This is a genomic window from Oerskovia sp. PE-21s (assembly GCF_056158145.1).
The window spans coordinates 99,177-120,914 of sequence record NZ_JBUXJM010000006.1 but is presented as its reverse complement, the minus strand read 5'-3'; the positions used below and the strand labels follow the sequence as shown (position 1 = coordinate 120,914).

Here is a 21,738-nt window from a genome sequence, read left to right as displayed (position 1 = left end):
ATTCCCGGTCCGTCAAGAGGAAGCCGTGCGACGTCGACGCGCGGTGCCCCGGCCGCGGACCTAGCCTGAAAGCCCGACGACGGGCGGAGCAGCCATGACCCTGGTCCTTCACGACGAGCTCTTCGACGCGCAGCTCGTCCGAGCGCTCGCCTATACCGCGCAGGGCGGCGCGGAGATCGGTGAGTGCCTCGAGACCGCCCGCCGCATCACCCGGACCGACGGGAACCAGTGGTACGACGAGTGGTCCGCGACCGCCGCGCGTGTCGAGAAGGCCGCCGAGGAGAGCGACATCGCAGGCCACCGGGCCAGTGCCCGCGGTGCCTGGCTGCGCGCCTCGAACTACTACCGCACGGCGGGACTCTTCCTCATGGGGGCGCCCGTCGACGACAGGTTCCGCGAGAGCTCGCGCCGCCAGACCGAGACCTTCCGCAAGGGGGCCGCACTCCTGGACCTCCCCCCGGACGTGCTCGAGATCGGTTTCGAGGGCGGGACGCTCCCCGGCTACTTCTACCGGGCCGCCGACGACGGGCGCCCGCGCCCCACGGTCCTGCTCGTCGACGGCTACGACGGCACTGCCGAGGAGCTGTACTTCGCGAACGCGGTCGCGGCGCTCGACCGGGGGTACGACGTCCTCGCGTTCGACGGTCCGGGCCAGGGCAGCGTGATCCTCGACCAGGGCATCGCGTTCCGGCCGGACTGGGAGACCGTGGTGAGCGCCGTCGTCGACCACGCGCTGACCCTGGACGAGGTGGACCCGCAGCGCATCGTGGTGCACGGCTGGAGCTTCGGCGGCTACCTCGCGCCCCGCGCCGCGACCGGGGAGCACCGCCTCGCGGCCTGCGTCGCCGACAGCGGACCGTACGACCTGTTCGACACGGTCGCTGCGAAGTTCCCCTCGCTCCTGGCCGGCCACCTCGGCGACGACCACGGGGCCGCTCTCCGGGTCGTCGAGACCACGCTGCACCAGCTCCTCAAGAAGCCCTCGGCGGGCTGGGCGCTGCGCCGGAACCTGTGGGTGCACGGCGTGCGCGACCCGCTCGACTTCGTCAGGATGTCCCACGACTACACGCTGCGCGGGCGTGAGCACCTCATCCGCTGCCCGGTGCTCGTGTGTCGCACCGTGGGCGACGACCTGTCCGTCTCGTCCCGGACGCTGGCCGAGAACCTCACGTGCCCGACCGAGTACGTCGAGCTCGGCCCCGAGGACGGCGTCACGGGCCACTGCGAGATGACCGGCCGAGGGGTCTTCCACCGGCGCGTGTACGACTGGCTCGACGAGACCCTCGAGTACGACGGCGAACCCGCGTAGCCTCCCGGTGCCGGGGTGCGCCCGTCAGGGAGCCGTGGGAACGCTCGTGACCGTCGTCAGGAGGAACGCCGAGTCCTCCAGGGCGACGACGGCGTGCCGCTCGTGCGTGAGCACGCGCAGCTCGCCCAGACCAACCTCCTCGTCGCCCTCCAACGCCGTGACGCGGACGCGGCCGCGCAGCACCTGGATGCTCGCGGCGGGCGGCGCGTTGTGCTCGCCGAGCTCGACGCCCGCGAGGATCGCGATGATGGTCTGGCGCAGGACGCCGTCGTGCAGCACGACCTCCGCGCTGCGGCCGTTGTCGCCGTCCCGGGCGCGCGTGAGGTGCGCGTCGGTGAGCAGCTCGAGGTTCGTCATGGGGGTTTCCGTTCGGCCGGGGGTGGGGCTTCCATCATGGCGGTCGGGCGTCCGGTTCGCCCGGTGTGCGCGGGGTGCCCGACGGCGTCGCGCACCCCGCGCCGGCCCCGCGCCCGTCCCGGTACGCGCCCGGGCCGCAGGGCTACTGGAGGCCGAAGCCGCCGTCGGTCGTGAGCACCTGCCCGACGACCCACGAGCCCGACGGGCCCGCGAGCCATGCGATGAGCCGGGCAGGGTCGGTCGGCTCGCCCCAGCGACCGAACGGCGTCGCCTCGCGCAGGGCCTCGAGCTCGGCGAGCGGCCGGTCGGTCGACCCCGGGTCCAGGTAGCCGGTGTTGACCGGGCCGGGGTTGATCGTGTTGAGCACGATGCCCAGGTCGAGCAGCTCGGCCGCGACCGTCGCGGTGACTCCGGCGAGCGCGGCCTTGGACGCCGCGTAGGCGACCTCGCCGCGCATCGGCCCGGCCTGCTGGCCCGAGGTCATCCAGAAGACCTTGGGTGCAGTCTCCGGGTCGGCCGGGCCCTGGCGGGCGGTGCGTTCGCCCGGGCGTGTCGAGGGGCCGTCAGGTCCTGCGGCGTGCTGGAGCGCGAACCGGCGCGTGAGCAGGAGCGTCGAGCGCGTGTTGGCCCCCCAGAACGCGTCGAGGGTGTCGGCGTCCATGTCGAGGATCGAGCCGTCGCCGCCGCTGCGCGCGTGGTTGCACACGAGCACGTCGACCGACCCGGTGAGCGCGAGAGCGGCGTCGAACAGTGCGTCGAGCCGAGCGGGATCGCGCAGGTCGGCGCTCGCCGCTCCCGACACGGCCTCGCCACGGAGGGCTGCCCGGACGCCGTCGGCGACCGCGTCGAGATCGTCCCCGCCCCAGGGCAGGGCGGCGTCGTGCGGGGCGTAGTGGTGCGTGAAGACGTTGGCGCCCTGGGCGGCGAGCTCGCGGGCGACGGCGTAACCGATCCCCTTGCGCCGGGACACGCCGGTCACGAGGGCGGTACGGCCGGCGAGAGGGAGGTGAGGGGTCGTCATGCGGCGACCGTAGCGACTCGGCGGAACGGTCTCCAGGTCATTTCGCAGCCGCTTGCACGCCCCCTCCGGGGTGTGACGCCCGTCACTCGTCGGCAGGTCGGCGCGCGATCCGGGGACGGGTGACAGAGCATGGGGTGATGCACGTGCCCACCTTCGTCGACGTCTGGCAGCTCCTCAACGACGCCGATCGCGAACGTCTCGCCGAGATCGACGAGACCGAGACCGAGATCCTCGACTTCCTGCGGACGCAGCCGGTCGAGGACGTCGACGCGCCCCTGTTCTCCGACCTGCAGGTCGAGCGCCTGCGTGTCTACCGGGCAGCGCTCGAGCGCGCCAACCCGGGCGAGTCCCAGCCCGAGGCCGCGTCGGCCTAGCACCGCGCGCCGCATCCGGTGCCCGGCTGCGGGCCGTCGGCGTCAGCAGGGTCAGTGGGTCGGCATCTCCAGGCAGCCGCCGTCGGCGATCGGGCCGCCCGCCTCGAGGGTCACGCCCTCCGGTGCGATCCCGCCGTAGACGCAGCCCCCGGGGACGCTCACACCGACCCCGAAGGTCGTCGCGGAGTCGCCCGACACCGTCGTCTCGGGAGTCACGCCGAACGTCTCGAACCCCGCACCCGTCAGCGCCGCCACGACCTCGTCGCGGCGCAGGGTCTCGCCCGTGACGAGCGGGGTGAGCGCGGCCTCGACCGCGGGGACGGACAGAGCGGCCTGGGCGTCCGACTCCGGGGTTCCGCGGCGCTCGCGGTAGGCCTCGTTCGAGGAGTCGAGTCCCTGGTTCTCCGGCTCGGGGGTCAGTCCGGTCGACCCGGTGACCGAGGAGGACACGTCCTGGGGTGCGTCGGGCCCGCCGGACGTGTCGAACGCGTCGGGCCACCGGCCGATCAGGACCACGAAGCCCACGAAGGCCGCGACCAGCGCGACCGTGACGAGGGCCACGAGCCCGACCACGACCCGGACGACCCACGTGGCCGCACGTGAACGACCAGCGGGCGTGACGCCGTCGGGCAGGGGGTGGTTCATCCGGCGAGTCTCGCGGCCCGGCGGCCAACGCGTCCAGCGCGGGGCGCGACCCTGCGCGAGATCTCCACGTGCGGGAGGGCACGCATCACGGCCTACGTCACCGGCAGCCGCAGCGCCTCGCCGAGCGGGACCAACGGTCCCTGCAACGGCACCACGTCCTGGGTGCACGTCGCGCCGTCGGTCGCGGTGAGGTCGACGAGGTACCGGGCCACCGCGGCATCGGCGCACGCGGACTTGCCGATGATCGTGTGCCCCCAGCCCTCGACGGTGAGCACGCGCGCGTCGGGCCAGCGGTCGGCGTACGGCTGCGTGGACGCGTAGGGCGTCGCCGGGTCGAACCGGGTGCCGACGACCAGCACCGGCGCTTCGGTCGTCTGGTCCCACGGACGGTCGGCCCCCGGCGCACGACCGCACTGGTGGGGACGCAGCCGAGGGCGCCCCGTCTGCTGTGCGCGGCCGGTGCCCCGGTCGTGAACCCTGGCACGACGGAGCTGAACCGCCCTCAGCCCGGAGTCTGCGACCGCTCGGTGAACGCGAGGCGGTAGCGCTGCGGCGAGAGGCTGGTCGCCCTCTTGAAGTGGGTGCGAAAGTTCGCGGGGCTGCCCAGGCCGCTGCGCGCAGCGATCTCGTCGATGCTCAGATCGCTCGTCTCCAGCATCTCGCGTGCGAGCTCGATGCGTTGCGCGTGCAACCAGCGCAACGGCGTCTGGCCCGTCTGGCGGGCGAAGTTGCGCGAGAAGCTGCGCACCGAGCTGCGGGCCGTCGCGGCCATGGCGGTGACCGTGATGGGCTCGGCTAGCGAGCTCAGCATCCATTCCCGCGTGCGGGCGAGGGGGTCGTTGCCGGCGGCCACCGTCGGGCGCTCGATGAACTGCGCCTGGCCGCCTTCTCGGCGCGGAGCGGCGACGATGCTCCGCGCCACCCGGTTGGCCACGCTCGCGCCCAGGTCACGGCGCACGATGTGCAGGCACAGGTCGATCCCTGCGGCCACGCCCGCCGAGGTGAGCACGCTGCCTTCGTCCACGTAGAGTACGTCCGGGTCGACGGCGACCGACGGATGCTGCGCCGCGAGCTGCGCACAGCTCTGCCAGTGGGTCGTCGCCCTGCGCCCGTCGAGCACGCCCGCCTGCGCCAGAGCGAAGGCGCCCGAGCAGATCGACACCATGCGTGCCCCGCGCACGTGCGCCGAGCGCAGTGCGTCGAGCACTGCTGCAGCCTGCGGGTCGTCGGCCTGGGCGTAGCCGGGCACGATCACCGTGTCCGCGCTCTCGAGCGCATCGAGGTCGGCGCTGGGAGTCACGCTCGTGCCGCCCAGCATCTCCACGGGTCGCCCGCCGAGCGATGCCGTGTGCACCGAGTAGTGCGGCAGCTCCTCGCGCCCGAACACCTGCAAGGGGATGCCCAGGTCGAGCGGCAGCACCTTGTCGAGCAGCAGGACGACGACGCGGTGAGCACTCATGGCCAGATCCTATCGAAGAGAGGCATTTCAGCCACTGGCCTCCGAGGATGCCGCACACGAGAGTGAGGAGCACCCGCCCACCACAAGGAGAACCGTGCCCGAGACCCCACTACTCACCCCCCTCGAGAACCACTCGACAGACCGGCATCACTGGGCCGACATCACCCGGCTCGTGAGCATGCAGGCCCTCTTCTACGGCGTGCTCAGCGTGGACCTCACCCTCACCGCACTGGCCGGGCTCGCCCTCGCGCCAACGCCGCTGCTCGCGACCCTCCCCCTCACCCTCATGGTCGGGGCCGGCCTTCTCGCAGCCGTCCTCACCGGTCTGCTCGTGGCCCGCTGGGGCTACCGCCGTGTCATGGCGGCGGGGGCCGGGCTCGCGGTGATCGGCGGGCTGCTCTCGGCGCTGGCCGTCGTGCAGCACTCGTTCCTGCTGCTGTGCGTGGGGACCGCACTCGTGGGCGCGTACACGGCGACCGGTGGATACGTGCGCTTTCTCGCCGCCGACCTGGCTCTGGAGGGCAAGCAGGAACGCGCCCTCTCGACCGTGATGTACGGCGGGCTCCTCGCCGCCTTCGCCGGGCCCTTCACGGCCCTCGCGGCGTCGCACGCCTTCGAGACCCAGTTCGTGGGCTCGTACCTCTTGGTCGCGACCATCGGTGCCGTCGCGATCCCCTTGGCGCTCAGCGTCTCGCGCGAGCCGACGGCGGCGGCGGCTGCGGTTCCCCACGGGCAGCCTGCCGCCTCGCCCGTGCGCGCCCTCGCCATCGCGCACGCCCTCAAGAACCCGGACTTCGTGGCTGCGCTCGTCATCCTGCCCGTCGCGGCTGCACTGATGACGCTCGTGATGGCGATCGGCCCGCTGGCGAGCACTCATGCCGGCCACTCCGAGACGACGTCGACCGCGATGATCCAGTGGCACCTCGTGGGGATGTTCGCGCCCGCCGTCTTCAGCGGTGAGCTCTTGCGCCGCTGGGGGCCGTCGACCGCCACCATGGTCGGCGCGGTCGTGATGCTGGCCGGTGCCGTTCTCGGTGCGATCAGCAGCGAGGCGCTGCCGATGATCCTCACGCTCTCGCTCGTGGGGATCGGCTGGAACCTGCTCTTTCTCGCGGGCTCCGCGTTTCTGCTGCGCTGCTACGAACGGGGTGCCGGCGGGAGGCTGCAGGCTCTGGTCGAAGGAGTCACCGGCTCGGCCTCCGTTCTCGCGTCGCTCGGCGCGGCCGTCGTCTTCCAGACCCTGGGCTGGCAGGCGTCCAACGTGCCCGGCATCGTGCTGAGCGCCGCGCTGCTCGTCTGGGCCGCACTGCGTACGGCGACAGCGGGCAGGCGGCACGACACCCCGACGAGAGCACTCACGACCTGACCGTTTGCCGGATCTCCTCCTCCGGGAAAGTGCGCTCGATATCGCCCCCGCGATCGCTCGAAGTGGCAGAGGGCTCCGTCGAGGCCCCGCTGCCCGTGGCACCCACTGGTGCCACGGGCGACGTGACCCGTACCGCTGCGCTCCTCGTCGTGCCTGTCCTTCCTCATCGCCGAGCGCTCGTCCGAGCTCTCGTCGCGACGGCCGTCACCCTGTTGTCGCTGCTCTCCTACCCGTTGGTCCTGTGGTGGGCGAATCATGCCGCCAGCCCATGGATGTGGTCGCTGGGGATCTACGCCTCCCCGGCAGTCCTCTTCCTGGTCTGTGTCGTGACGCCGATCGCGCTCGTCTGTGCGATCGTCTGGTACCTCGTCGCGTGGAGACGCTTCGTCGTCGACAAGCGGTCATAGGTCGAGCGACACCCGCCATGGGCGCCGCGAACCGGGACCCCGACCGGATCGATCGGCGCTCGCTCCCCCCTCAGGTGCGTGGCGCCGTCGGGCCCGGGGGCGATCGTCTCGGCACGGTGCGTCGCCCCGTCACGACGTGCGCGTGTCCTCCTGCGCTCGCCCGCCCGGCGCGGGAGAGTAGGGGCCATGCAGATCCTCTCCTCGATCGGGACGGCCCTGTTCACCGGTGCCGCCACGATCGTCATGGTCCTCCTGCTCGCGGCGACGGCCCGCAGGGTCCTGGGAGTGCCGGTCGGGTGGATCCGGTCGATCCTCATGACGGTCTTCGTGGTGTCGCTCGGGTCGTGGGGGCTCACCGAGGGGTTCCAGCAGCTCGGGGTCCTGGAGGCCGACGGGTCGCTCACCGTCCACCCCGGGGTCGTCCTCGTGATCGTCGTCCTCGCGTGGGCGTGGTCGTTCGTGATCGGCCTGGGTCTGCTGCTCGTCCTGGAGCTCCTGGTACCGACGGGCAGCATCCCGACCCCGTGGCGCGCGGTCGTCGAGCTGCGCAGGGGGTCCAAGGACCTGTGGCGCTACACCCAGATCATGGGGATCATGATCCGCCACGGCCTGGGCGGGTTCTTCGGTCGCGGCGCACGGCGGCGCAGCCACCAGCGGACCACCGACTCCGAGGAGAGGGCCGTCGCGCGCGAGCTGCGGGCCGCGCTGAGCGACGCGGGCGTGACGTTCGTGAAGCTCGGCCAGATGCTCTCGACCCGTGCGGACCTGCTGCCCGCGGTGTACGTCGAGGAGCTGTCCCGGCTCCAGAGCCAGGTCCCGCCCGCGCCCTGGCCGCACATCGAGGCCATGGTCACGCGGTCGATCGGCGCGCCCGTGGACACCGTGTTCGCATACTTCGACCCCGATCCCATCGCGTCCGCCTCGGTCGGCCAGGTGCACTGCGCGACCCTGCTCGACGGACGCGAGGTCGTCGTCAAGGTCCAGCGGCCAGGAGCACGCCAGCAGGTCCTCGGCGACCTGCGCATCGTGCTGCGGATCGCGCGCAGGCTCCAGCGCGACACGTCGTGGGGGCCGTCGCTGGGCATCATGGACCTCGCCGAAGGCTTCGCGGCCTCCCTGCGCGAGGAGCTCGACTACACGACCGAGCTCGAGAACACGCTCAACGTGCAGGGCGCGCTCGCGACGATCCGCCGGTCGAAGCGGCACCCGCTGCCCGGGGCCCACCAGGTCGAGGATCCCGACGCGAACGTGCCTCTCGTCGAGATCCCGTACGTGCACCCCGAGCTGTCGAGCTCGACGCTCCTGGTCATGGACCGTCTCGACGGCACTCCCGTCGGGGACGCGGCCGACCTGCTCGCGACGTTCGACGACGACACGCGCCACGACATCGCGGCCCGCCTGCTGCGCGTCACGCTCGACCAGATCGTCGTGACCGGGGTGTTCCACGCCGACCTGCACCCGGGCAACGTCTTCCTCCGTGACGACGGCTCGCTCGGGCTGCTCGACTTCGGCTCGGTCGGCCGGCTCGACGAGGCCGAGCGGGTCGCTCTCGCGGCGGTGCTGCTCGCGGTCGAGGCCGACGACTCGATCGCGGCGACCGACGCGCTCATCGAGCTGCTCGACCAGCCCGACAGCTTCGACGAGCGCAGGTTCGAGCGCTCGGTCGGTCGGCTCATCCTGCGGTTCCGCGGGGCAGGGGCGGCGAGCAGCGGCTCGCTGTTCGCGGCGATGGTCCGCCTCGTGAACGACGCAGGCATGGGCGTGCCGCCGCAGGTCGCTGCGGCGTTCCGCACGATCGCGGCGCTCGACGGGACGCTGCACCTGCTCTCGCCCTCGTTCGAGCTCGTCTCCTCGGCGCGCGACGAGGGCGAGGAGCTGCTGCGCAACATGGTCAGCCTGCGCAAGATCCGCGCGAAGGCCGGGTCCCAGCTCCTGGCGTTCGCCCCGTCGATCGAACGCCTTCCCCGGCGCCTCAACAAGATCACGTCGGACCTCGAGGCGGGCAGGTTCACCGTCAACGTCCGGGCGTTCGCCGACCCGGGTGACCGGAAGTTCGTCACGAGCCTCGTGCAGCAGGTCATCTCGACCATCATCGCGGCCGCGAGCGTCGTGGGCGGGGTCTTCCTCCTCATCGCGGAGAACGGCCCGCAGCTCACGAACGACCTGAGCTGGTACTCGGTGTTCGGCGCCGTGATGCTGTTCATCGGTGCGGTGCTCAGCATCCGCGTGCTGATCTACGCGTTCCGGGGCGCCCCGGCCGACCGGGGCTGGTAGGAGATGTCCCGTCGCGAGCTCGTCGTCCTCGGCACCGCCAGCCAGGTGCCCACGCGTACCCGCAACCACAACGGCTACGTCCTGTTCTGGGACGACGAGGCGGTCCTGTTCGACCCGGGCGAGGGCACGCAGCGGCAGATGCTGCGGGCGGGGGTGTCGGCGACGGACCTGACGCGGATCGCGATCACGCACCTGCACGGCGACCACAGCCTGGGGCTGGCCGGCGTCGTGCAGCGGATCAGCCTGGACGGCGTGCCGCACACGGTCCCGGTGTCCTTCCCGGCCTCGGGCGCGACCTGGGTCGACCACCTGCTCGACGCCACGTCCTACCACCACCGTGCGGACCTCGCGCTGCAGCCGCTCTCCGATGACGGGGTCGTCCCGCCAGTCCGGGCCGAACCCGGGTTCGTCCTGCGCGCCGAGCGGCTCGACCACGGCGTCGAGGCGTTCGGCTACCGGCTCGACGAGCCGGCGGGACGGCGCATGGTCCCGGAGCTGCTCGCGGCCGCCGGGATCCACGGGCCCACGGTCGGGCTGCTCCAGCGCGAGGGCGTCGTCGAGGTGGGTGCCGGGACGGTCGGGCTCGAGGACGTGAGCGTCGTGCGACCTGGGCAGTCGTTCGCGTTCGTCATGGACACGCGCCTGTGCGACGCGGTCTTCTCGCTCGCGCGGGGAGTCGACCTGCTCGTGATCGAGGCGACGTTCCTCGACAGGGACCGCGACCTCGCCCACGCGTTCGGTCACCTGACCGCGCTCCAGGCAGCGACGGTCGCGGCCGAGTGCGGCGTCCGGTCGCTCGTCCTGACGCACTTCTCGCAGCGCTACCAGGACCCGGCCGAGTTCTGGGCCGAGGCCAGGACCGTGTTCGACGGCGAGCTCACGGTCGCGGAGGACCTCGACCGTGTGGAGGTCCCCCCGCGCGCACACTGACCCGGCGTCGGACGGGGGCGGCCGAGAACGGGTCCGAGGTCGTTCTCGTGGGGATGGCGGCCTTTCTCCCGTGCTCGACGGCGCAGAGTCCCGTGGTCGGCACCACTACCCTCGGAGCATGCCCGACGAGCCCGATGAGCAGGACCAGCCCGACGCGCCCGACGACGCCCCCCGCCGTCTCCGCTGGGGCTGGCTGCTCCTCGCCGTGGTGGCCGCGGTCGTGTCCTTCCTCGCCGTGAGCGTCCAGTCCGGCCAGTGCGTCGACTCCGTCACGCCCGGTGCGTCCTACTGCACCAGCGGCCCCGTGCTCGGCACCGGGGGCTGGCTCGTCGGTCTCGCCGGAGCGGGGTTCGTCATCTACGCGGTGCGCCGGGGGCTCGGTCGGCGGTAGGCGCCAGGGCCGTCGGTGCCTCCCGCTACGGTCCACCTCATGGCTGATCGCGCGCACGGCACCCCCACCCCGCCCACCGACTCCTCGGTCGACCGCGAGGACTGGTACGGCCGTGACCTCGACGGCGAGACGTTCGAGCGCGTCGCGTTCGGTGACTGCGACTTCTCGGAGATCACGACGACGGGCGCCACGTTCACCGGGTGCACGTTCCGCAACGTCCGGTTCAACGCGTCGACGCACACGGACTCTGCCTTCGCGAACTGCACCTTCTCGCGCTGCTCCTTCTTCGACACCACGTTCACGCGCTGCAAGACCGTGGGGTCGACGTTCACCGAGTGCAGCTTCGACCTCCTCAAGGTCGTGGGCGGGAACTGGTCGTTCGTGACGATGGTCGGGGCGGACCTGCGCAGCGTCACCGTCACCGGGGCGCGCTTCCGCGAGGCGGACCTGACGGGCGCCCGCTGCCAGGGGGCCGTGCTGCGCGACCTCGACCTGTCCGGGGCCTGGTTGCACAAGGCCGACTTCACGGGCACGGACCTGCGTGGCAGCGACCTCAGCGCGCTCGACCCTCTGAGCAGCATCGTGCAGGGGGCGATCGTGGACCCGGCGCAGGCGCTCGTGGTCGCCGAGGCCCTGGGCCTGGACGTGCGGACGCGCTGAGTGTGGGTGGGTCGTGCGGACGCGCTGAGTGTGGGTGGGCCGTGCGGACGCGCTGAGTGCGGTTGGGCGGGGCGCGCACCGACGACACGCCGAGGCTCCCCGGCGGCGCGGTGAGACGCGTCACGTTCGCGTCATGATCGCCTCGGGATCGTGTCCCTTCCCCTGACAGGCGCTTCACGCCCGACCCTCGGGCACGCCGCGGAAGGACCCAACCCATGTCGACGACGAGCGAGACCGACCTCCGGGCCTTGGCCGACGAGGAGCTGGTCGACGCCGTCCGCGGTGGCTCGCAGGACGCGTACGCGGTCCTGTGGTCGCGCCACTCGGGGGCCGGCCGCGGTGCGGCGCGCCGCGTCACGTCGTCGTTCGACCCGGACGACCTGGTCCAGGAGTCCTTCCTGCGCATCCTGCGCGCGATCCAGGCGGGCAACGGACCGACCGGCCCCTTCCGCCCCTACCTCTACCAGACGGTGCGTAGCGTCGCGATCACGTGGTCGCACGCGCCTGACCCGATCTCGGTCGACCAGGTGCCCGAGGTGGCCGACCCGGTCGACATGGCCGACGTCGTGGTCGAGGGGTCGGTCACGGTCACGGCCTTCAAGGCGCTGCCCGCACGGTGGCAGGCCGTGCTCTGGTACACCGAGGTCGAGGGCATGGAGGCTCGCGAGGTCGCGCCGCTGCTCGGCCTCAGCGCGGGGTCGGTCTCGGCCCTGGCCTACCGGGCGCGCGAAGGGTTGCGCCGGTCCTGGCTCCAGGCCCACGTCAACACGGTCGCCGTCTCCGACGAGTGCCGCTGGGCCGCGGAGCAGATGGGCGACTACAACCGCGGCGCCCTGAGCGCGCGGAACAAGGACCGTTTCGAGGAGCACCTCACGGGGTGCTTGCCGTGCTCGATCCTGGTCGACGAGGTCGACCAGGTCGCCTCGCGGCTGGGGCTCCTGCTCGTCCCGCTGGTGCTGGGTGTCCCGGCAGTCCTGGGCGGTACCTCGGCGGCGCTCGGGGGAGCGGGGTTCGTCCCGGCCAAGGGCGTCTTCATCGACCCGACGGCGGACGTCGCCCTGGGTGTCGCGGGCACCGAGGGCATGGCGGGCGGGTCCGGTGGTGGAGCGGGCGGTGGGGCGACCGGGTCCGCGGGCGGGGCCGCGAGCAATGTCCCGGTGGGGGCCGCAGGTGCCGGGGTCACGGGGGCGGCCGCGGCCTCCGGGCTCTCGGGCGGGGCGATCCTCGCTCTCGTCACCGCCGGAGTCGCCGTCGCGGTCGGTGCGGTCGCGGTCGCGCAGCCGTGGGGAGACACCCCGCCCGTCGTGGCGGAGCACTCAGGACCGAGCCCCGAGACCTCGTCCGACGGGGCGTCCCAGGCCCCGTCGGACGACGGGCTGGCCCTCGTGCCGGGGGCGGACCCGACAGATCCCACGACGGTCCCGGACGAGGTGCTGCCGGTGCCTGCACCTGCTGCGGGCCAGGACGAGGGCACCGCGGCGGACCTCCCGTCCCGGGGGGCGGGGACCGGTCGCGCGACGACCTCGGTCGTCCCGGCACCGGTTCCAGCCGTTCCGTTGGTGCCACCGTCCGGGCCGCCCGTGGACCCTGTGCCGGTGCCTCCGCCCAGTCCCGAGACTCCTGTGGACCCGGAGACCCCTGTCGACCCGGAGACCCCCGTCGACCCGGAGACCCCCGTCGACCCGGAGCTCGGCGCGCCGACCCTGGTCGCCCCGCCCGCGGGCGAGCTGGTCTACCTGCCCGAGCTCTCGGGCACGGGCGAGCCCGGTGCGACGGTCACGATCTCGGCGACCGGCCACGGAGCCTCTGCCGTCGTCGCCAGCGCGGACGTCGGACCCGACGGCACGTGGCGAGCGACGCCGTCGGGCAGTGCGACCGTGTGGGAGAGGCTCACCGTGACGCAGGAGCGCAACGGCACGACCTCCGAGGCCACGAACGTCCCGGGGCCGTTCATGTTCCTGCTGCCCTCGATCCTCGCCCCCGTGGACGGCGACGTCGTCGACTGGGCGCCGTCGATCACGGTGCGGATCGACGGACGCGCCGGGCTCACGACCGAGGCGTTCCTCGACGGGCGGTCGACGGGCAACACGCACACGATGACGGGCAGGCCGCTCGGCCTCGTCGCCTCAGGGCTCGCGCCGGGCGAGCACACGCTCGGGCTGCGCTACGTCGACCGCGCGACCGGCGCCGTCGGGCCGATCGTGACGTCGACGTTCACGATCGGCCCGCTACCCAGCTAGTCGGCCCTAGTCGGCCGGGCGCCGGACCACGGTCACCGGGCACGTCGCGTACTCGACGGCCTGCCGGCTCACCGAGCCCAGGAGGAGGCGGTCGAACCCGCCCGTACCCCGGTTGCCGACGACCAGGCGCTCGGCGCCCTCCGACGCCTCGAGGAGCCCTTTCGCAGGGTGGGCGTGCACGACGCTGCGGCGGACCTGGTCCTCGGGCAGGTCCACGCCCGCGGCCTCGAGCGCACGGTCGAGCTGCTCGCCGGCGAACTTCTCGTAGTCGTCGATGGGCGGGGTCCAGCCCCACGAGTCGGGCAGCGGGGCCAGCGTGACGATCTGCCAGCAGAACACCGCGTCCAGGACCGAGCCCCTGCGGCGGGCGACCTCGAGCCCGTGACGCAGCGCGTGCACCGACGTGCGCGAGCCGTCCACCCCCACCACGACACGCGGGGGCGCGTCGGCCGCGGCAGAGGCTCCGGCGTCGTCCGTCTCGTCATCACCGGCAGACCGCACGACCGTCACCGGGACCTGCGTCGCGCCCTGGACGACGGCCGACGACACCGAGCCCAGCACGAGCCGACCCAGCCGACCCAGCCCACGGCTGCCCACCACGAGCATCTCCGAGTGCTCCGCGCGGGCCAGCAGCGCGGTGGCCGCCGAGCCCTGGACCTGCTCCGCGTGCGTGACCGCGTCGACCCCCGTGCGGTGCCGGGCCTCGTCCAGGAGGGTCAGGACCTGGTCCTGCTTGAGGTCCGCGAGATGGCTGAAGTCGGCCGGCTCCGAGGGACGAGGACCGTCCTTCCAGGACGGTTCCCAGGCGAGGACCGCCGTGAGCGGCACACCCCGCGAACCCGCCTCGACGAGCGCCCAGTCGAGGGCTTCCTGGGACCGGACCGATCCGTCCACACCGACGACCACGTCACTCATCGACGTCACCTGCTCTCTCGTTCGACGACCAGCCGGGGCTCCTGCGCACCGTCCGCACCTCCATCTTGGCCGTTCCCGCGAGCCACGTCACGCCTGGGCGTGTCTGCTTGATCACGAGGGGCCGTCAGCATCGCCCGGACCGTGCCAGGGCCTCAGAAACGAGGCCCGTCGTCGCCGTGCAGGAGGTTGCGGATCGGGGCCGTGGAGATGTCCACGCGGTCCACGAGGTCGGTCGGCCCGGACACGATCACGGCCCGGTCGGCGAGGGGCACGTACACCGCGACGGTCGCCCGGACGGCGACCCGGACGCACGGGTGCGAGACGTCGTCGACCACGAAGGCCGTGTGCTGGAGAGGCGCCTCGTCGACCTCCTCGACGATGGCCCGCATCGCGGAGCGGTAGTCCTGGTAGGCGTCGGCGAAGTCCGCGCCCGTCGGCCCCTCGGTGCCGTCGGGGGCGTCGTTGTGCAGGGGTGCGGCGAGCGCACCGCTCAAGGCCGCGCGCACGATGTCCTCGATCTGCTGCGGGTCGTCCGTCCCGACGCGCAGCGTCTCGACGTCGACCGCCTCGCCGACGAACGACACATAGGCGCGCAGGAAGCGCTCCTCGGTCGGGTCGCGGTCGTCGTCCCCGGCGCCCGTCCCGGTGACGGTCTCCTCCTCGAGGTCCAGGCCCCACGTGAGCGGGTCCGTGATCTCGCCGACGACACCGCTGAAGCGGGCGAAGCGCGCGACGATCTGCTCCCACGACTCGTGGGCTCCTGCTGGTTCGTCCGGCTTGTGCATCGTCCTCCCTCGGACTGGCGCGTGCCCCTGCCTCGAGACTGCCCCTGTGGCGTCCTGGGGTCAACGATGGTGGCGGCGCGTCCGTCGCGCACGTCGGGAGCGGGTGAGTCCGGTCGGCGGAACGTGTGGTCCGCCCGCCGGGACGACGCCCTGGTCTGCGACGACGCGTGCCAACCTCGGGGCATGACCCAGGGGAGCACGCAGCCTGAGCGGCGTCCCACGAGGCGTCGACGACGCCGCGGCCCCGGCTGGGTGCCCGACCAGCACGGCGCCTGGGCGATGCTCGCGGTGCCGCTGCTGGTCGGGATCTTCCTCGGCGGGCCTGCGTGGGTGCACGTGCCGCTCGCCGTCCTGTGGTTCGTCGGGTACTTCGCGTTCTTCGCGACGGGCCTGTGGCTCAAGTCGCGGTTCAAGGCGCGCTGGTGGCCGCCTGTGCGGGCGTACGGGATCGCGACGGTCGTCCCAGCCGTCGCGGTCCTGCTCGTGCGCCCCGACCTCCTCGCGTGGGTGCCGCTCTTCCTCCCGCTCGTCGCGGTGAGCCTGTGGAGCTCGTACCGACGCAGCGAGCGCTCGTTGCTCAACGACGGCGCCACGGTGCTCGCGGCGTGCCTCATGCTGCCGGTCGCGTTCGCGGCGGGCGTGGACCCGGTGCCGGGTGGGTGGCCGGGCACGGCGTGGCTGGGCGGGTGGCCGGACGCGCCCCTGCCCGACGGCGTCACGGGAGTCGCGGGGATCGGGTGGCCCCAGGTGTGGGCGCTGTTCGTGCTCGTGCTGGCTTATTTCGCGGGGACGATCCTCTACGTCAAGACGCTGATCCGGGAGCGCGGCGAGCGCTCCTACCTCGTCGCGTCGGTCGTCTACCACCTGGCGGCCGGCGTGGTCGCGTCCGCCGCCCTCGCGGCGGCAGGGCTCGTGTGGTGGCCCGCCGGGGTGCTGTTCGCCGGGCTCACGGTGCGGGCGGTCTGGGTGCCGCGCACCGCAGCGAAGCCCCTGCAGTTCGGGATGGGCGAGGTCGCGGCGAGCGTTCTGGTGGCGGTCGTGGCGCTCGTGCTGCCGCAGACGTCCGAGGTGGCCGGGTCCGTCGCGTCGGTCGCCCTCGGGACGGGCACCGCGACGGCCGTGGTGCCCTGACCTCGCGTTTCGGTCATCCCCACCTCGCCTAACGGGCACCGACGGGCGGAACGGACAGCCTCCGGACACCGGTCACGGTCCTGCCGAAGGTCACGGAGCGAGCCCCTCGTCACGCCCCTGGCGAACAAGGGCATATCCGTGGGGTCGGCCCCGTTGGTCCCGGATAGAGTCGTTGCGGTCAGGCCTGAGCACCACCGGTGCGGGTGTACGCCGCTCGTGAGGAGCAGCACATGTTCGAGAGATTTACCGACCGAGCCCGTCGGGTCGTCGTCCTTGCCCAAGAAGAGGCACGGATGCTCAACCACAACTACATCGGCACCGAGCACATCCTGCTCGGCCTCATCCACGAGGGAGAGGGAGTCGCAGCCAAGGCGCTGGAGTCCCTCAACATCTCCCTCGACGGTGTGCGCTCGCAGGTCACCGAGATCATCGGCGAGGGCCAGCAGGCCCCCAGCGGGCACATCCCGTTCACGCCGCGCGCCAAGAAGGTCCTGGAGCTCTCGCTCCGCGAGGCCCTTCAGCTCGGCCACAACTACATCGGCACCGAGCACATCCTGCTCGGGCTCATCCGTGAGGGAGAGGGGGTCGCAGCCCAGGTCCTCACCAAGATGGGTGCCGACCTCAACCGCGTGCGCCAGCAGGTCATCCAGCTGCTGTCCGGGTACCAGGGCAAGGAGCCCGTCGCCGCGGGCGGCCCCGCCGAGGGCCAGCCGTCGGGCTCGGCCGTGCTCGACCAGTTCGGCCGCAACCTCACGCAGGCCGCACGCGAGGGCAAGCTCGACCCCGTCATCGGACGCACCTCGGAGATCGAGCGCGTCATGCAGGTTCTCTCGCGCCGCACCAAGAACAACCCGGTGCTGATCGGTGAGCCGGGCGTCGGCAAGACCGCCGTCGTCGAGGGCCTCGCCCAGGACATCGTCCGCGGCGACGTGCCGGAGACGCTCAAGGACAAGCAGCTCTACACGCTGGACCTCGGCGCCCTGGTCGCCGGTTCCCGCTACCGCGGTGACTTCGAGGAGCGCCTGAAGAAGGTCCTCAAGGAGATCCGCACGCGCGGCGACATCATCCTGTTCATCGACGAGATCCACACCCTCGTCGGTGCGGGTGCTGCCGAGGGCGCGATCGACGCCGCGAGCATCCTCAAGCCGATGCTGGCCCGTGGAGAGCTCCAGACCATCGGTGCGACCACGCTCGACGAGTACCGCAAGCACATCGAGAAGGACCCGGCCCTGGAGCGTCGTTTCCAGCCGATCCTCGTCTCGGAGCCGAGCCTGCCGCACGCGATCGAGATCCTCAAGGGTCTGCGCGACCGCTACGAGGCGCACCACCGCGTGTCCATCACGGACGCCGCGCTGGTGGCCGCCGCGACGCTGGCCGACCGGTACATCAACGACCGGTACCTGCCGGACAAGGCGATCGACCTGGTCGACGAGGCCGGTGCGCGCCTGCGCATCCGTCGCATGACCGCCCCGCCGGAGCTCAAGGAGCTCGACGAGCAGATCGCCGAGGCGCGTCGCGACAAGGAGTCCGCGATCGACGAGCAGGACTTCGAGAAGGCCGCGCGCCTGCGCGACACCGAGAAGCAGCTCACGCAGCAGCGCGCGGACAAGGAGAAGGCCTGGAAGGCCGGAGACCTGGACACCGTCGCCGAGGTGGACGAGGACCTGATCGCCGAGGTGCTCGCGATGTCCACCGGCATCCCGGTGCTCAAGCTCACCGAGCAGGAGTCGTCGCGCCTGCTGAAGATGGAGGACGAGCTGCACAAGCGCGTCGTCGGCCAGGAGACGGCCATCAAGGCCCTCTCCCAGGCGATCCGCCGCACGCGTGCAGGCCTCAAGGACCCCAAGCGTCCGGGTGGCTCGTTCATCTTCGCCGGCCCCACGGGTGTCGGTAAGACCGAGTTGGCCAAGGCGCTCGCCGAGTTCCTCTTCGGGGACGAGGAAGCGCTCATCCAGCTCGACATGTCCGAGTTCTCGGAGAAGCACACGGTCTCGCGTCTCTTCGGTTCGCCCCCCGGCTACGTCGGCTACGACGAGGGTGGCCAGCTGACGGAGAAGGTCCGTCGCCGTCCGTTCTCCGTGGTCCTGTTCGACGAGGTGGAGAAGGCGCACGCCGACATCTTCAACTCGCTCCTGCAGATCCTCGAGGACGGTCGCCTGACCGACTCGCAGGGCCGCGTGGTGGACTTCAAGAACACCGTCATCATCATGACCACGAACCTCGGTACGCGGGACATCGCCAAGGGTCTCCAGACCGGCTTCAACGCCGGCGGTGACCTCGTGACGAGCTACGACCGCATGAAGGCCAAGGTGAACGACGAGCTGAAGCAGCACTTCCGCCCGGAGTTCCTCAACCGCGTCGACGACGTGGTGGTCTTCCCGCAGCTCTCGCAGACCGAGATCGTCCAGATCGTCGACCTGATGATCGCCAAGCTGGACAAGCGCCTGCGCGACAAGGACATGGGCATCGAGCTCACGACCGCCGCGAAGGCTCTGCTCGCCGAGAAGGGCTACGACCCGGTCCTGGGTGCTCGTCCGCTGCGTCGCGCGATCCAGCGGGACATCGAGGACGTGCTGTCCGAGAAGATCCTGTTCGGCGAGCTCAAGGCCGGTCAGATCGTCCTGGTCGACGCCGAGGGCGAGGGCCTGCTGGGCGAGTTCACGTTCCGCGGCGTCTCCAAGGACGACCACGAGCGTGGCCCGGTGAGCGTCGCCGCGACGGCAGCGCTCAACGCTCCCGGGGGCATCTCGACGGCCGACCTCCCGCCGACCGGCGAGCTGCAGGCCGGCGCGGAGTGATCCTCCCGGCAGCCACCGGCTGTCGATCCCCGGTCGTCTGACGCCGACCGGCACGAAGGGCCCCGATCCTCACGGATCGGGGCCCTTCGGCGCGTCCGGGGGGACGTAGGGGCGCGTCCGGGGACGTAGGGCCGCGGGTTCAGGACCAACGTCCCTGATGCGGGGGCTCGCTCCCGGGGAAACTGGTACTTCGGTATCAGTTCAAGAGAACGGCAGGCACATGGCCCCCCAGTACACCGCGACGGTCACCGGCACCGCGAAGTCCCCGACCCGCCTCGACGTCCAGATCAGGGACTTCTCCGTCACGATCGACGAGCCCGCGTCGCTCGGTGGCGACGACACCGGCCCCAACCCCGTCGAGCTCGTCCTGTCCGGACTCGCCGGCTGCCTCAACATCACGACCCACATGGTCGCCAAGGAGCGCGGCATCGAGGTGCGGAGCCTGAGCGTCACCGCGACGGGATCGCTCAACCCCCAGCGGCTGATGGGGCGTCCCACCCAGGACCGCGCAGGCTTCCAGGGCATCCGGCTCGAGATCGACGTCGACGCCGACGCGACCCACGAGGAGATCGACGCGCTCCTCGTGGCCGCCGAGGAACGCTGCTGCGTCGCGGACAACCTGATGAACGCGACCCCGGTCAGCGTCGTGCGCGCGGGGGCCACGGCTTCGGCGGTCTGACGTCCCGGAGCAAGGGCGCACCGTCAGGGCCCGAGGCTTGTGGCCGTCCGGCTGCCGCCCGTCCGCAGGCCGACCCGGGACGGTGCCGCGTCGGCTCCGGCGAGGTCAGTCGTGCCCCGCGAGCGAGGCGAGCGCCGAGCGCCACAGCTCCTCGGAGTGCTCGACCGCCTCGGGGGTGTCGTTGTTGTCCTGCCGGATCGTCACGCGCGTGCCCTTGGGGTCCGGGGCGAGCGTGATCGCGACCTCGTGGTGGTTCTCCGGGACGTCCGGAAGGCCGCTGCTCGGTGAGAAGTGCGTGAAGCGCAGGGTGCGGGGCCGGTCGACCTCGAGCACCGTGCCGTGGTCCTCGAAGTGCTTGCCCTGGTACTGGCCCTCGAACGTGATGGTGCTGCCCGGCTGGTAGTCCGTCTCGACGTTGGCCCCCAGCATCCACGTCGCGGAGGGGTGGACGAGCTCGGCCCACACGCGTTCGGGGCGGGCGGCGATGTGGATCGAGGCGGTGGCGACGAGTCCGGTCATGGACCTCTCCTCTTCGAGCGGTTTTCCCCGACCGTAGCCCTCGGGGCCGTGGTCGGCACGTGCGGGGCGCACGGGCCCGGCCGTCCACGAGCCTGCGCCCGAGAGCACGAGGCGAGAGACGTCGTCGGGCCGGAGGGGCCCGGGGGCTCAGCCCGCCTCGCCGAACGCCGCCGCGAAGCGCGGCAGGCTCGCCTCGAGCGTGTCCATGCTCGCCGTGAGCGAGATGCGGAACCGGCCCGGCGTCTCGAAGTACTTCCCGCCGAGGACCAGGACGTCGTGCTCGGCGAGGAGGGCTTCGAAGGCGCGGTCGTCGGGGTCGGGGGAGCGGGGGAAGAGGTAGAACGTGCCCTCGGGGCGGTGCAGGTCGTAGCCGATGTCGCGCAGCCCGGCGACCATGAGGTCGCGCTTGTGCTGGTAGAGCGCGACGTCGAACGGGATGCGCTCCAGGAGCGGCAGCGCGTGCTGGAGGACGGCGTTGGGGAACGCGTACCCGATCGCGATCTGGAGCGCCTCGATCGCGGGCCGCAGCTCCGCGCGCCCCGGCAGCGTCGGTGGGACCGCGAGGTACCCGATGCGCTGCCCCGGCGCGAGCAGCGTCTTGCCGTAGCTGTAGGCCAGCAGGGTCCACGGGTAGACCTCGGCGGGGCTGTGGAACTCCGTGCTGTCGAAGACGATCCGGTGGTAGGGCTCGTCGGAGACCACGAAGATGCGGCGTCCCGCCCGCGCCGAGGCCTCGTCGAGCAGCGCGGCCAGACGGCGCAGCTCACCCAGGGGGTAGACGCGCCCGGTCGGGTTGTTGGGCGTGTTGACGAGCACGACGCGGGTGCGCGGCGTGATCGCGTCGGCGATCGCGTCGAGGTCCAGGTCGAACGTCTCGGCAGAGACCGGCACCTTGACCGGCACGAGCCCGGCCTCGCGCACGATCACCTCGTACGCGAACCAGGGCGGCACGCTGTAGACGACCTCGTCGCCCGGGTCGCACACGAGCTTGAGCGCGAGGGCGAGCGCGGTGAAGCCGCCCGTGGTGAGGTGCACGTCGTCGGGCTCGAAGGGCAGGTCCACCACGCCGCGCAGGGACTCCGCGGCGGCGGCCCGCGCGGCGGGCTCGCTGACCTTGTACCCGAACCAGTGCTCGTCGCGCGGGACGGCGCTCGCGCGCAGCGCCTCGACGTACTCGGTCGGGGCGGGGTCGTGCGGGTTGCCGAACGTGAGGTCGAGGACCCCGGGGCGGGCTCGGCGCTCGGGGTACTCGTGCGCGAAGAAGCCCAGCAGGAAGTCGAACGGGGTGGAACGCGCGAGGTCGCGTGCGCGTCGGGAGATCGTCTCGTCGGCCATGGGAGCTCCTCGCTCGGGCGACGGTGGTGTGGACGGCGGTGTCCGTGAGTGGTCGCCGGTCGGCGACGGGCGGCGGTGCAGGGCCGCGAGGATCAGGCGTCTCCACGCTAGCACCGGGCCCGCAGACCGGCCGGGGAGCGGCC

Annotated in this window: 21 protein-coding genes; 12 read left to right on the top strand and 9 right to left on the bottom strand. The window is 72.1% G+C overall.

The window, feature by feature from the left end; all coding sequences use genetic code 11:
• Positions 1-94 precede the first annotated feature (94 nt).
• The gene (locus ACZDYF_RS13075; RefSeq protein ID WP_475057446.1) at positions 95-1,309 is read left to right on the top strand and encodes an alpha/beta hydrolase family protein; all 1,215 of its coding nucleotides are present in this window, start codon (positions 95-97) and stop codon (positions 1,307-1,309) included.
• A gap of 24 nt (positions 1,310-1,333) precedes the next feature.
• Here ACZDYF_RS13075 and ACZDYF_RS13070 read toward each other — a convergent pair whose 3' ends face one another.
• Complete coding sequence (locus tag ACZDYF_RS13070; RefSeq protein WP_475057442.1) at positions 1,334-1,666, bottom strand: cupin domain-containing protein; 333 nt, start codon at positions 1,664-1,666, stop codon at positions 1,334-1,336.
• A 142-nt stretch (positions 1,667-1,808) separates the two neighbouring features.
• Positions 1,809-2,687: an SDR family oxidoreductase gene (locus ACZDYF_RS13065; RefSeq protein WP_475057438.1), complete on the bottom strand. Its 879-nt coding sequence runs from the start codon at positions 2,685-2,687 to the stop codon at positions 1,809-1,811.
• A gap of 137 nt (positions 2,688-2,824) precedes the next feature.
• Between ACZDYF_RS13065 and ACZDYF_RS13060 the strand changes: the two genes are divergently transcribed.
• The gene (locus tag ACZDYF_RS13060) at positions 2,825-3,061 is read left to right on the top strand and encodes a hypothetical protein (RefSeq protein WP_191792262.1); all 237 of its coding nucleotides are present in this window, start codon (positions 2,825-2,827) and stop codon (positions 3,059-3,061) included.
• Positions 3,062-3,112: 51 nt separating this feature from the next.
• On the opposite strand, the gene ACZDYF_RS13055 is transcribed toward ACZDYF_RS13060, so the two are convergent.
• The 3 genes from ACZDYF_RS13055 to ACZDYF_RS13045 all read right to left on the bottom strand — a co-directional run bounded on the left by ACZDYF_RS13055 (position 3,113) and on the right by ACZDYF_RS13045 (position 5,165).
• A complete protein-coding gene (locus tag ACZDYF_RS13055) occupies positions 3,113-3,706 on the bottom strand; it encodes a DUF6993 domain-containing protein (RefSeq protein WP_475057435.1) in 594 nt (197 codons plus the stop codon).
• Between the two features lie 92 nt (positions 3,707-3,798).
• The gene (locus ACZDYF_RS13050) at positions 3,799-4,134 is read right to left on the bottom strand and encodes an alpha/beta hydrolase (RefSeq protein ID WP_475057918.1); all 336 of its coding nucleotides are present in this window, start codon (positions 4,132-4,134) and stop codon (positions 3,799-3,801) included.
• Between the two features lie 74 nt (positions 4,135-4,208).
• A complete protein-coding gene (locus tag ACZDYF_RS13045; RefSeq protein WP_475057431.1) occupies positions 4,209-5,165 on the bottom strand; it encodes a GlxA family transcriptional regulator in 957 nt (318 codons plus the stop codon).
• Positions 5,166-5,259: 94 nt separating this feature from the next.
• Between ACZDYF_RS13045 and ACZDYF_RS13040 the strand changes: the two genes are divergently transcribed.
• From ACZDYF_RS13040 to ACZDYF_RS13010, 7 genes are all read left to right on the top strand, one after another.
• Positions 5,260-6,531 carry an MFS transporter gene (locus ACZDYF_RS13040; protein ID WP_475057429.1) on the top strand — a complete coding sequence of 424 codons (1,272 nt, stop codon included), beginning with the start codon at positions 5,260-5,262 and terminating at the stop codon, positions 6,529-6,531.
• Between the two features lie 62 nt (positions 6,532-6,593).
• Positions 6,594-6,938, top strand: coding sequence for a hypothetical protein (locus ACZDYF_RS13035; RefSeq protein WP_475057422.1), 345 nt, complete (start codon positions 6,594-6,596; stop codon positions 6,936-6,938).
• A gap of 186 nt (positions 6,939-7,124) precedes the next feature.
• On the top strand, positions 7,125-9,212 hold the full coding sequence (locus tag ACZDYF_RS13030) for an ABC1 kinase family protein (protein WP_364077280.1): 2,088 nt from the start codon (positions 7,125-7,127) through the stop codon (positions 9,210-9,212).
• Positions 9,213-9,215: 3 nt separating this feature from the next.
• Positions 9,216-10,142, top strand: coding sequence for a ribonuclease Z (locus ACZDYF_RS13025; protein WP_475057418.1), 927 nt, complete (start codon positions 9,216-9,218; stop codon positions 10,140-10,142).
• A gap of 118 nt (positions 10,143-10,260) precedes the next feature.
• Positions 10,261-10,533: a hypothetical protein gene (locus ACZDYF_RS13020; protein ID WP_400274389.1), complete on the top strand. Its 273-nt coding sequence runs from the start codon at positions 10,261-10,263 to the stop codon at positions 10,531-10,533.
• 39 nt (positions 10,534-10,572) lie between these two features.
• Positions 10,573-11,193, top strand: coding sequence for a pentapeptide repeat-containing protein (locus tag ACZDYF_RS13015; RefSeq protein WP_475057413.1), 621 nt, complete (start codon positions 10,573-10,575; stop codon positions 11,191-11,193).
• A gap of 215 nt (positions 11,194-11,408) precedes the next feature.
• A complete protein-coding gene (locus ACZDYF_RS13010; protein WP_475057410.1) occupies positions 11,409-13,433 on the top strand; it encodes a sigma-70 family RNA polymerase sigma factor in 2,025 nt (674 codons plus the stop codon).
• Between the two features lie 6 nt (positions 13,434-13,439).
• Here ACZDYF_RS13010 and ACZDYF_RS13005 read toward each other — a convergent pair whose 3' ends face one another.
• Positions 13,440-14,348, bottom strand: coding sequence for a universal stress protein (locus ACZDYF_RS13005; RefSeq protein WP_475057407.1), 909 nt, complete (start codon positions 14,346-14,348; stop codon positions 13,440-13,442).
• Positions 14,349-14,500: 152 nt separating this feature from the next.
• A complete protein-coding gene (locus ACZDYF_RS13000) occupies positions 14,501-15,133 on the bottom strand; it encodes a hypothetical protein (protein WP_475057404.1) in 633 nt (210 codons plus the stop codon).
• A 183-nt stretch (positions 15,134-15,316) separates the two neighbouring features.
• Here ACZDYF_RS13000 and ACZDYF_RS12995 point away from each other — a divergent pair, with 183 nt between their 5' ends.
• The 3 genes from ACZDYF_RS12995 to ACZDYF_RS12985 all read left to right on the top strand — a co-directional run bounded on the left by ACZDYF_RS12995 (position 15,317) and on the right by ACZDYF_RS12985 (position 19,741).
• Entirely contained in the window at positions 15,317-16,264 is a 948-nt protein-coding gene (locus ACZDYF_RS12995; protein ID WP_364077272.1) for a YwiC-like family protein, read from the top strand.
• A 230-nt stretch (positions 16,265-16,494) separates the two neighbouring features.
• Positions 16,495-19,062 carry an ATP-dependent Clp protease ATP-binding subunit gene (locus tag ACZDYF_RS12990; protein ID WP_475057401.1) on the top strand — a complete coding sequence of 856 codons (2,568 nt, stop codon included), beginning with the start codon at positions 16,495-16,497 and terminating at the stop codon, positions 19,060-19,062.
• A gap of 220 nt (positions 19,063-19,282) precedes the next feature.
• A complete protein-coding gene (locus ACZDYF_RS12985) occupies positions 19,283-19,741 on the top strand; it encodes an OsmC family protein (RefSeq protein ID WP_475057398.1) in 459 nt (152 codons plus the stop codon).
• A 105-nt stretch (positions 19,742-19,846) separates the two neighbouring features.
• Here the strand turns inward: ACZDYF_RS12985 and ACZDYF_RS12980 are convergent, their stop codons facing one another.
• Both ACZDYF_RS12980 and ACZDYF_RS12975 read right to left on the bottom strand, forming a co-directional pair.
• On the bottom strand, positions 19,847-20,260 hold the full coding sequence (locus tag ACZDYF_RS12980; protein WP_191792274.1) for an SRPBCC family protein: 414 nt from the start codon (positions 20,258-20,260) through the stop codon (positions 19,847-19,849).
• A gap of 147 nt (positions 20,261-20,407) precedes the next feature.
• The gene (locus ACZDYF_RS12975) at positions 20,408-21,595 is read right to left on the bottom strand and encodes an aminotransferase class I/II-fold pyridoxal phosphate-dependent enzyme (RefSeq protein ID WP_475057395.1); all 1,188 of its coding nucleotides are present in this window, start codon (positions 21,593-21,595) and stop codon (positions 20,408-20,410) included.
• Between the last annotated feature and the right edge of the window lie 143 nt (positions 21,596-21,738).

Excerpts from the sequence above, each read along its gene's own strand:
- ACZDYF_RS12980 (WP_191792274.1), bottom strand. The coding sequence starts at position 20,260 with ATGACCGGACTCGTCGCCACCGCCTCGATCCACATCGCCGCCCGCCCC.
- ACZDYF_RS13030 (WP_364077280.1), top strand. The coding sequence starts at position 7,125 with ATGCAGATCCTCTCCTCGATCGGGACGGCCCTGTTCACCGGTGCCGCC.
- ACZDYF_RS12995 (WP_364077272.1), top strand. The coding sequence starts at position 15,317 with ATGACCCAGGGGAGCACGCAGCCTGAGCGGCGTCCCACGAGGCGTCGA.
- ACZDYF_RS13015 (WP_475057413.1), top strand. The coding sequence starts at position 10,573 with ATGGCTGATCGCGCGCACGGCACCCCCACCCCGCCCACCGACTCCTCG.
- ACZDYF_RS13025 (WP_475057418.1), top strand. The coding sequence starts at position 9,216 with ATGTCCCGTCGCGAGCTCGTCGTCCTCGGCACCGCCAGCCAGGTGCCC.
- ACZDYF_RS13010 (WP_475057410.1), top strand. The coding sequence starts at position 11,409 with ATGTCGACGACGAGCGAGACCGACCTCCGGGCCTTGGCCGACGAGGAG.
- ACZDYF_RS12985 (WP_475057398.1), top strand. The coding sequence starts at position 19,283 with ATGGCCCCCCAGTACACCGCGACGGTCACCGGCACCGCGAAGTCCCCG.
- ACZDYF_RS13005 (WP_475057407.1), bottom strand. The coding sequence starts at position 14,348 with ATGAGTGACGTGGTCGTCGGTGTGGACGGATCGGTCCGGTCCCAGGAA.
- ACZDYF_RS13045 (WP_475057431.1), bottom strand. The coding sequence starts at position 5,165 with ATGAGTGCTCACCGCGTCGTCGTCCTGCTGCTCGACAAGGTGCTGCCG.
- ACZDYF_RS13065 (WP_475057438.1), bottom strand. The coding sequence starts at position 2,687 with ATGACGACCCCTCACCTCCCTCTCGCCGGCCGTACCGCCCTCGTGACC.
- ACZDYF_RS13070 (WP_475057442.1), bottom strand. The coding sequence starts at position 1,666 with ATGACGAACCTCGAGCTGCTCACCGACGCGCACCTCACGCGCGCCCGG.
- ACZDYF_RS13000 (WP_475057404.1), bottom strand. The coding sequence starts at position 15,133 with ATGCACAAGCCGGACGAACCAGCAGGAGCCCACGAGTCGTGGGAGCAG.
- ACZDYF_RS13060 (WP_191792262.1), top strand. The coding sequence starts at position 2,825 with ATGCACGTGCCCACCTTCGTCGACGTCTGGCAGCTCCTCAACGACGCC.
- ACZDYF_RS13020 (WP_400274389.1), top strand. The coding sequence starts at position 10,261 with ATGCCCGACGAGCCCGATGAGCAGGACCAGCCCGACGCGCCCGACGAC.
- ACZDYF_RS12990 (WP_475057401.1), top strand. The coding sequence starts at position 16,495 with ATGTTCGAGAGATTTACCGACCGAGCCCGTCGGGTCGTCGTCCTTGCC.
- ACZDYF_RS12975 (WP_475057395.1), bottom strand. The coding sequence starts at position 21,595 with ATGGCCGACGAGACGATCTCCCGACGCGCACGCGACCTCGCGCGTTCC.
- ACZDYF_RS13055 (WP_475057435.1), bottom strand. The coding sequence starts at position 3,706 with ATGAACCACCCCCTGCCCGACGGCGTCACGCCCGCTGGTCGTTCACGT.
- ACZDYF_RS13075 (WP_475057446.1), top strand. The coding sequence starts at position 95 with ATGACCCTGGTCCTTCACGACGAGCTCTTCGACGCGCAGCTCGTCCGA.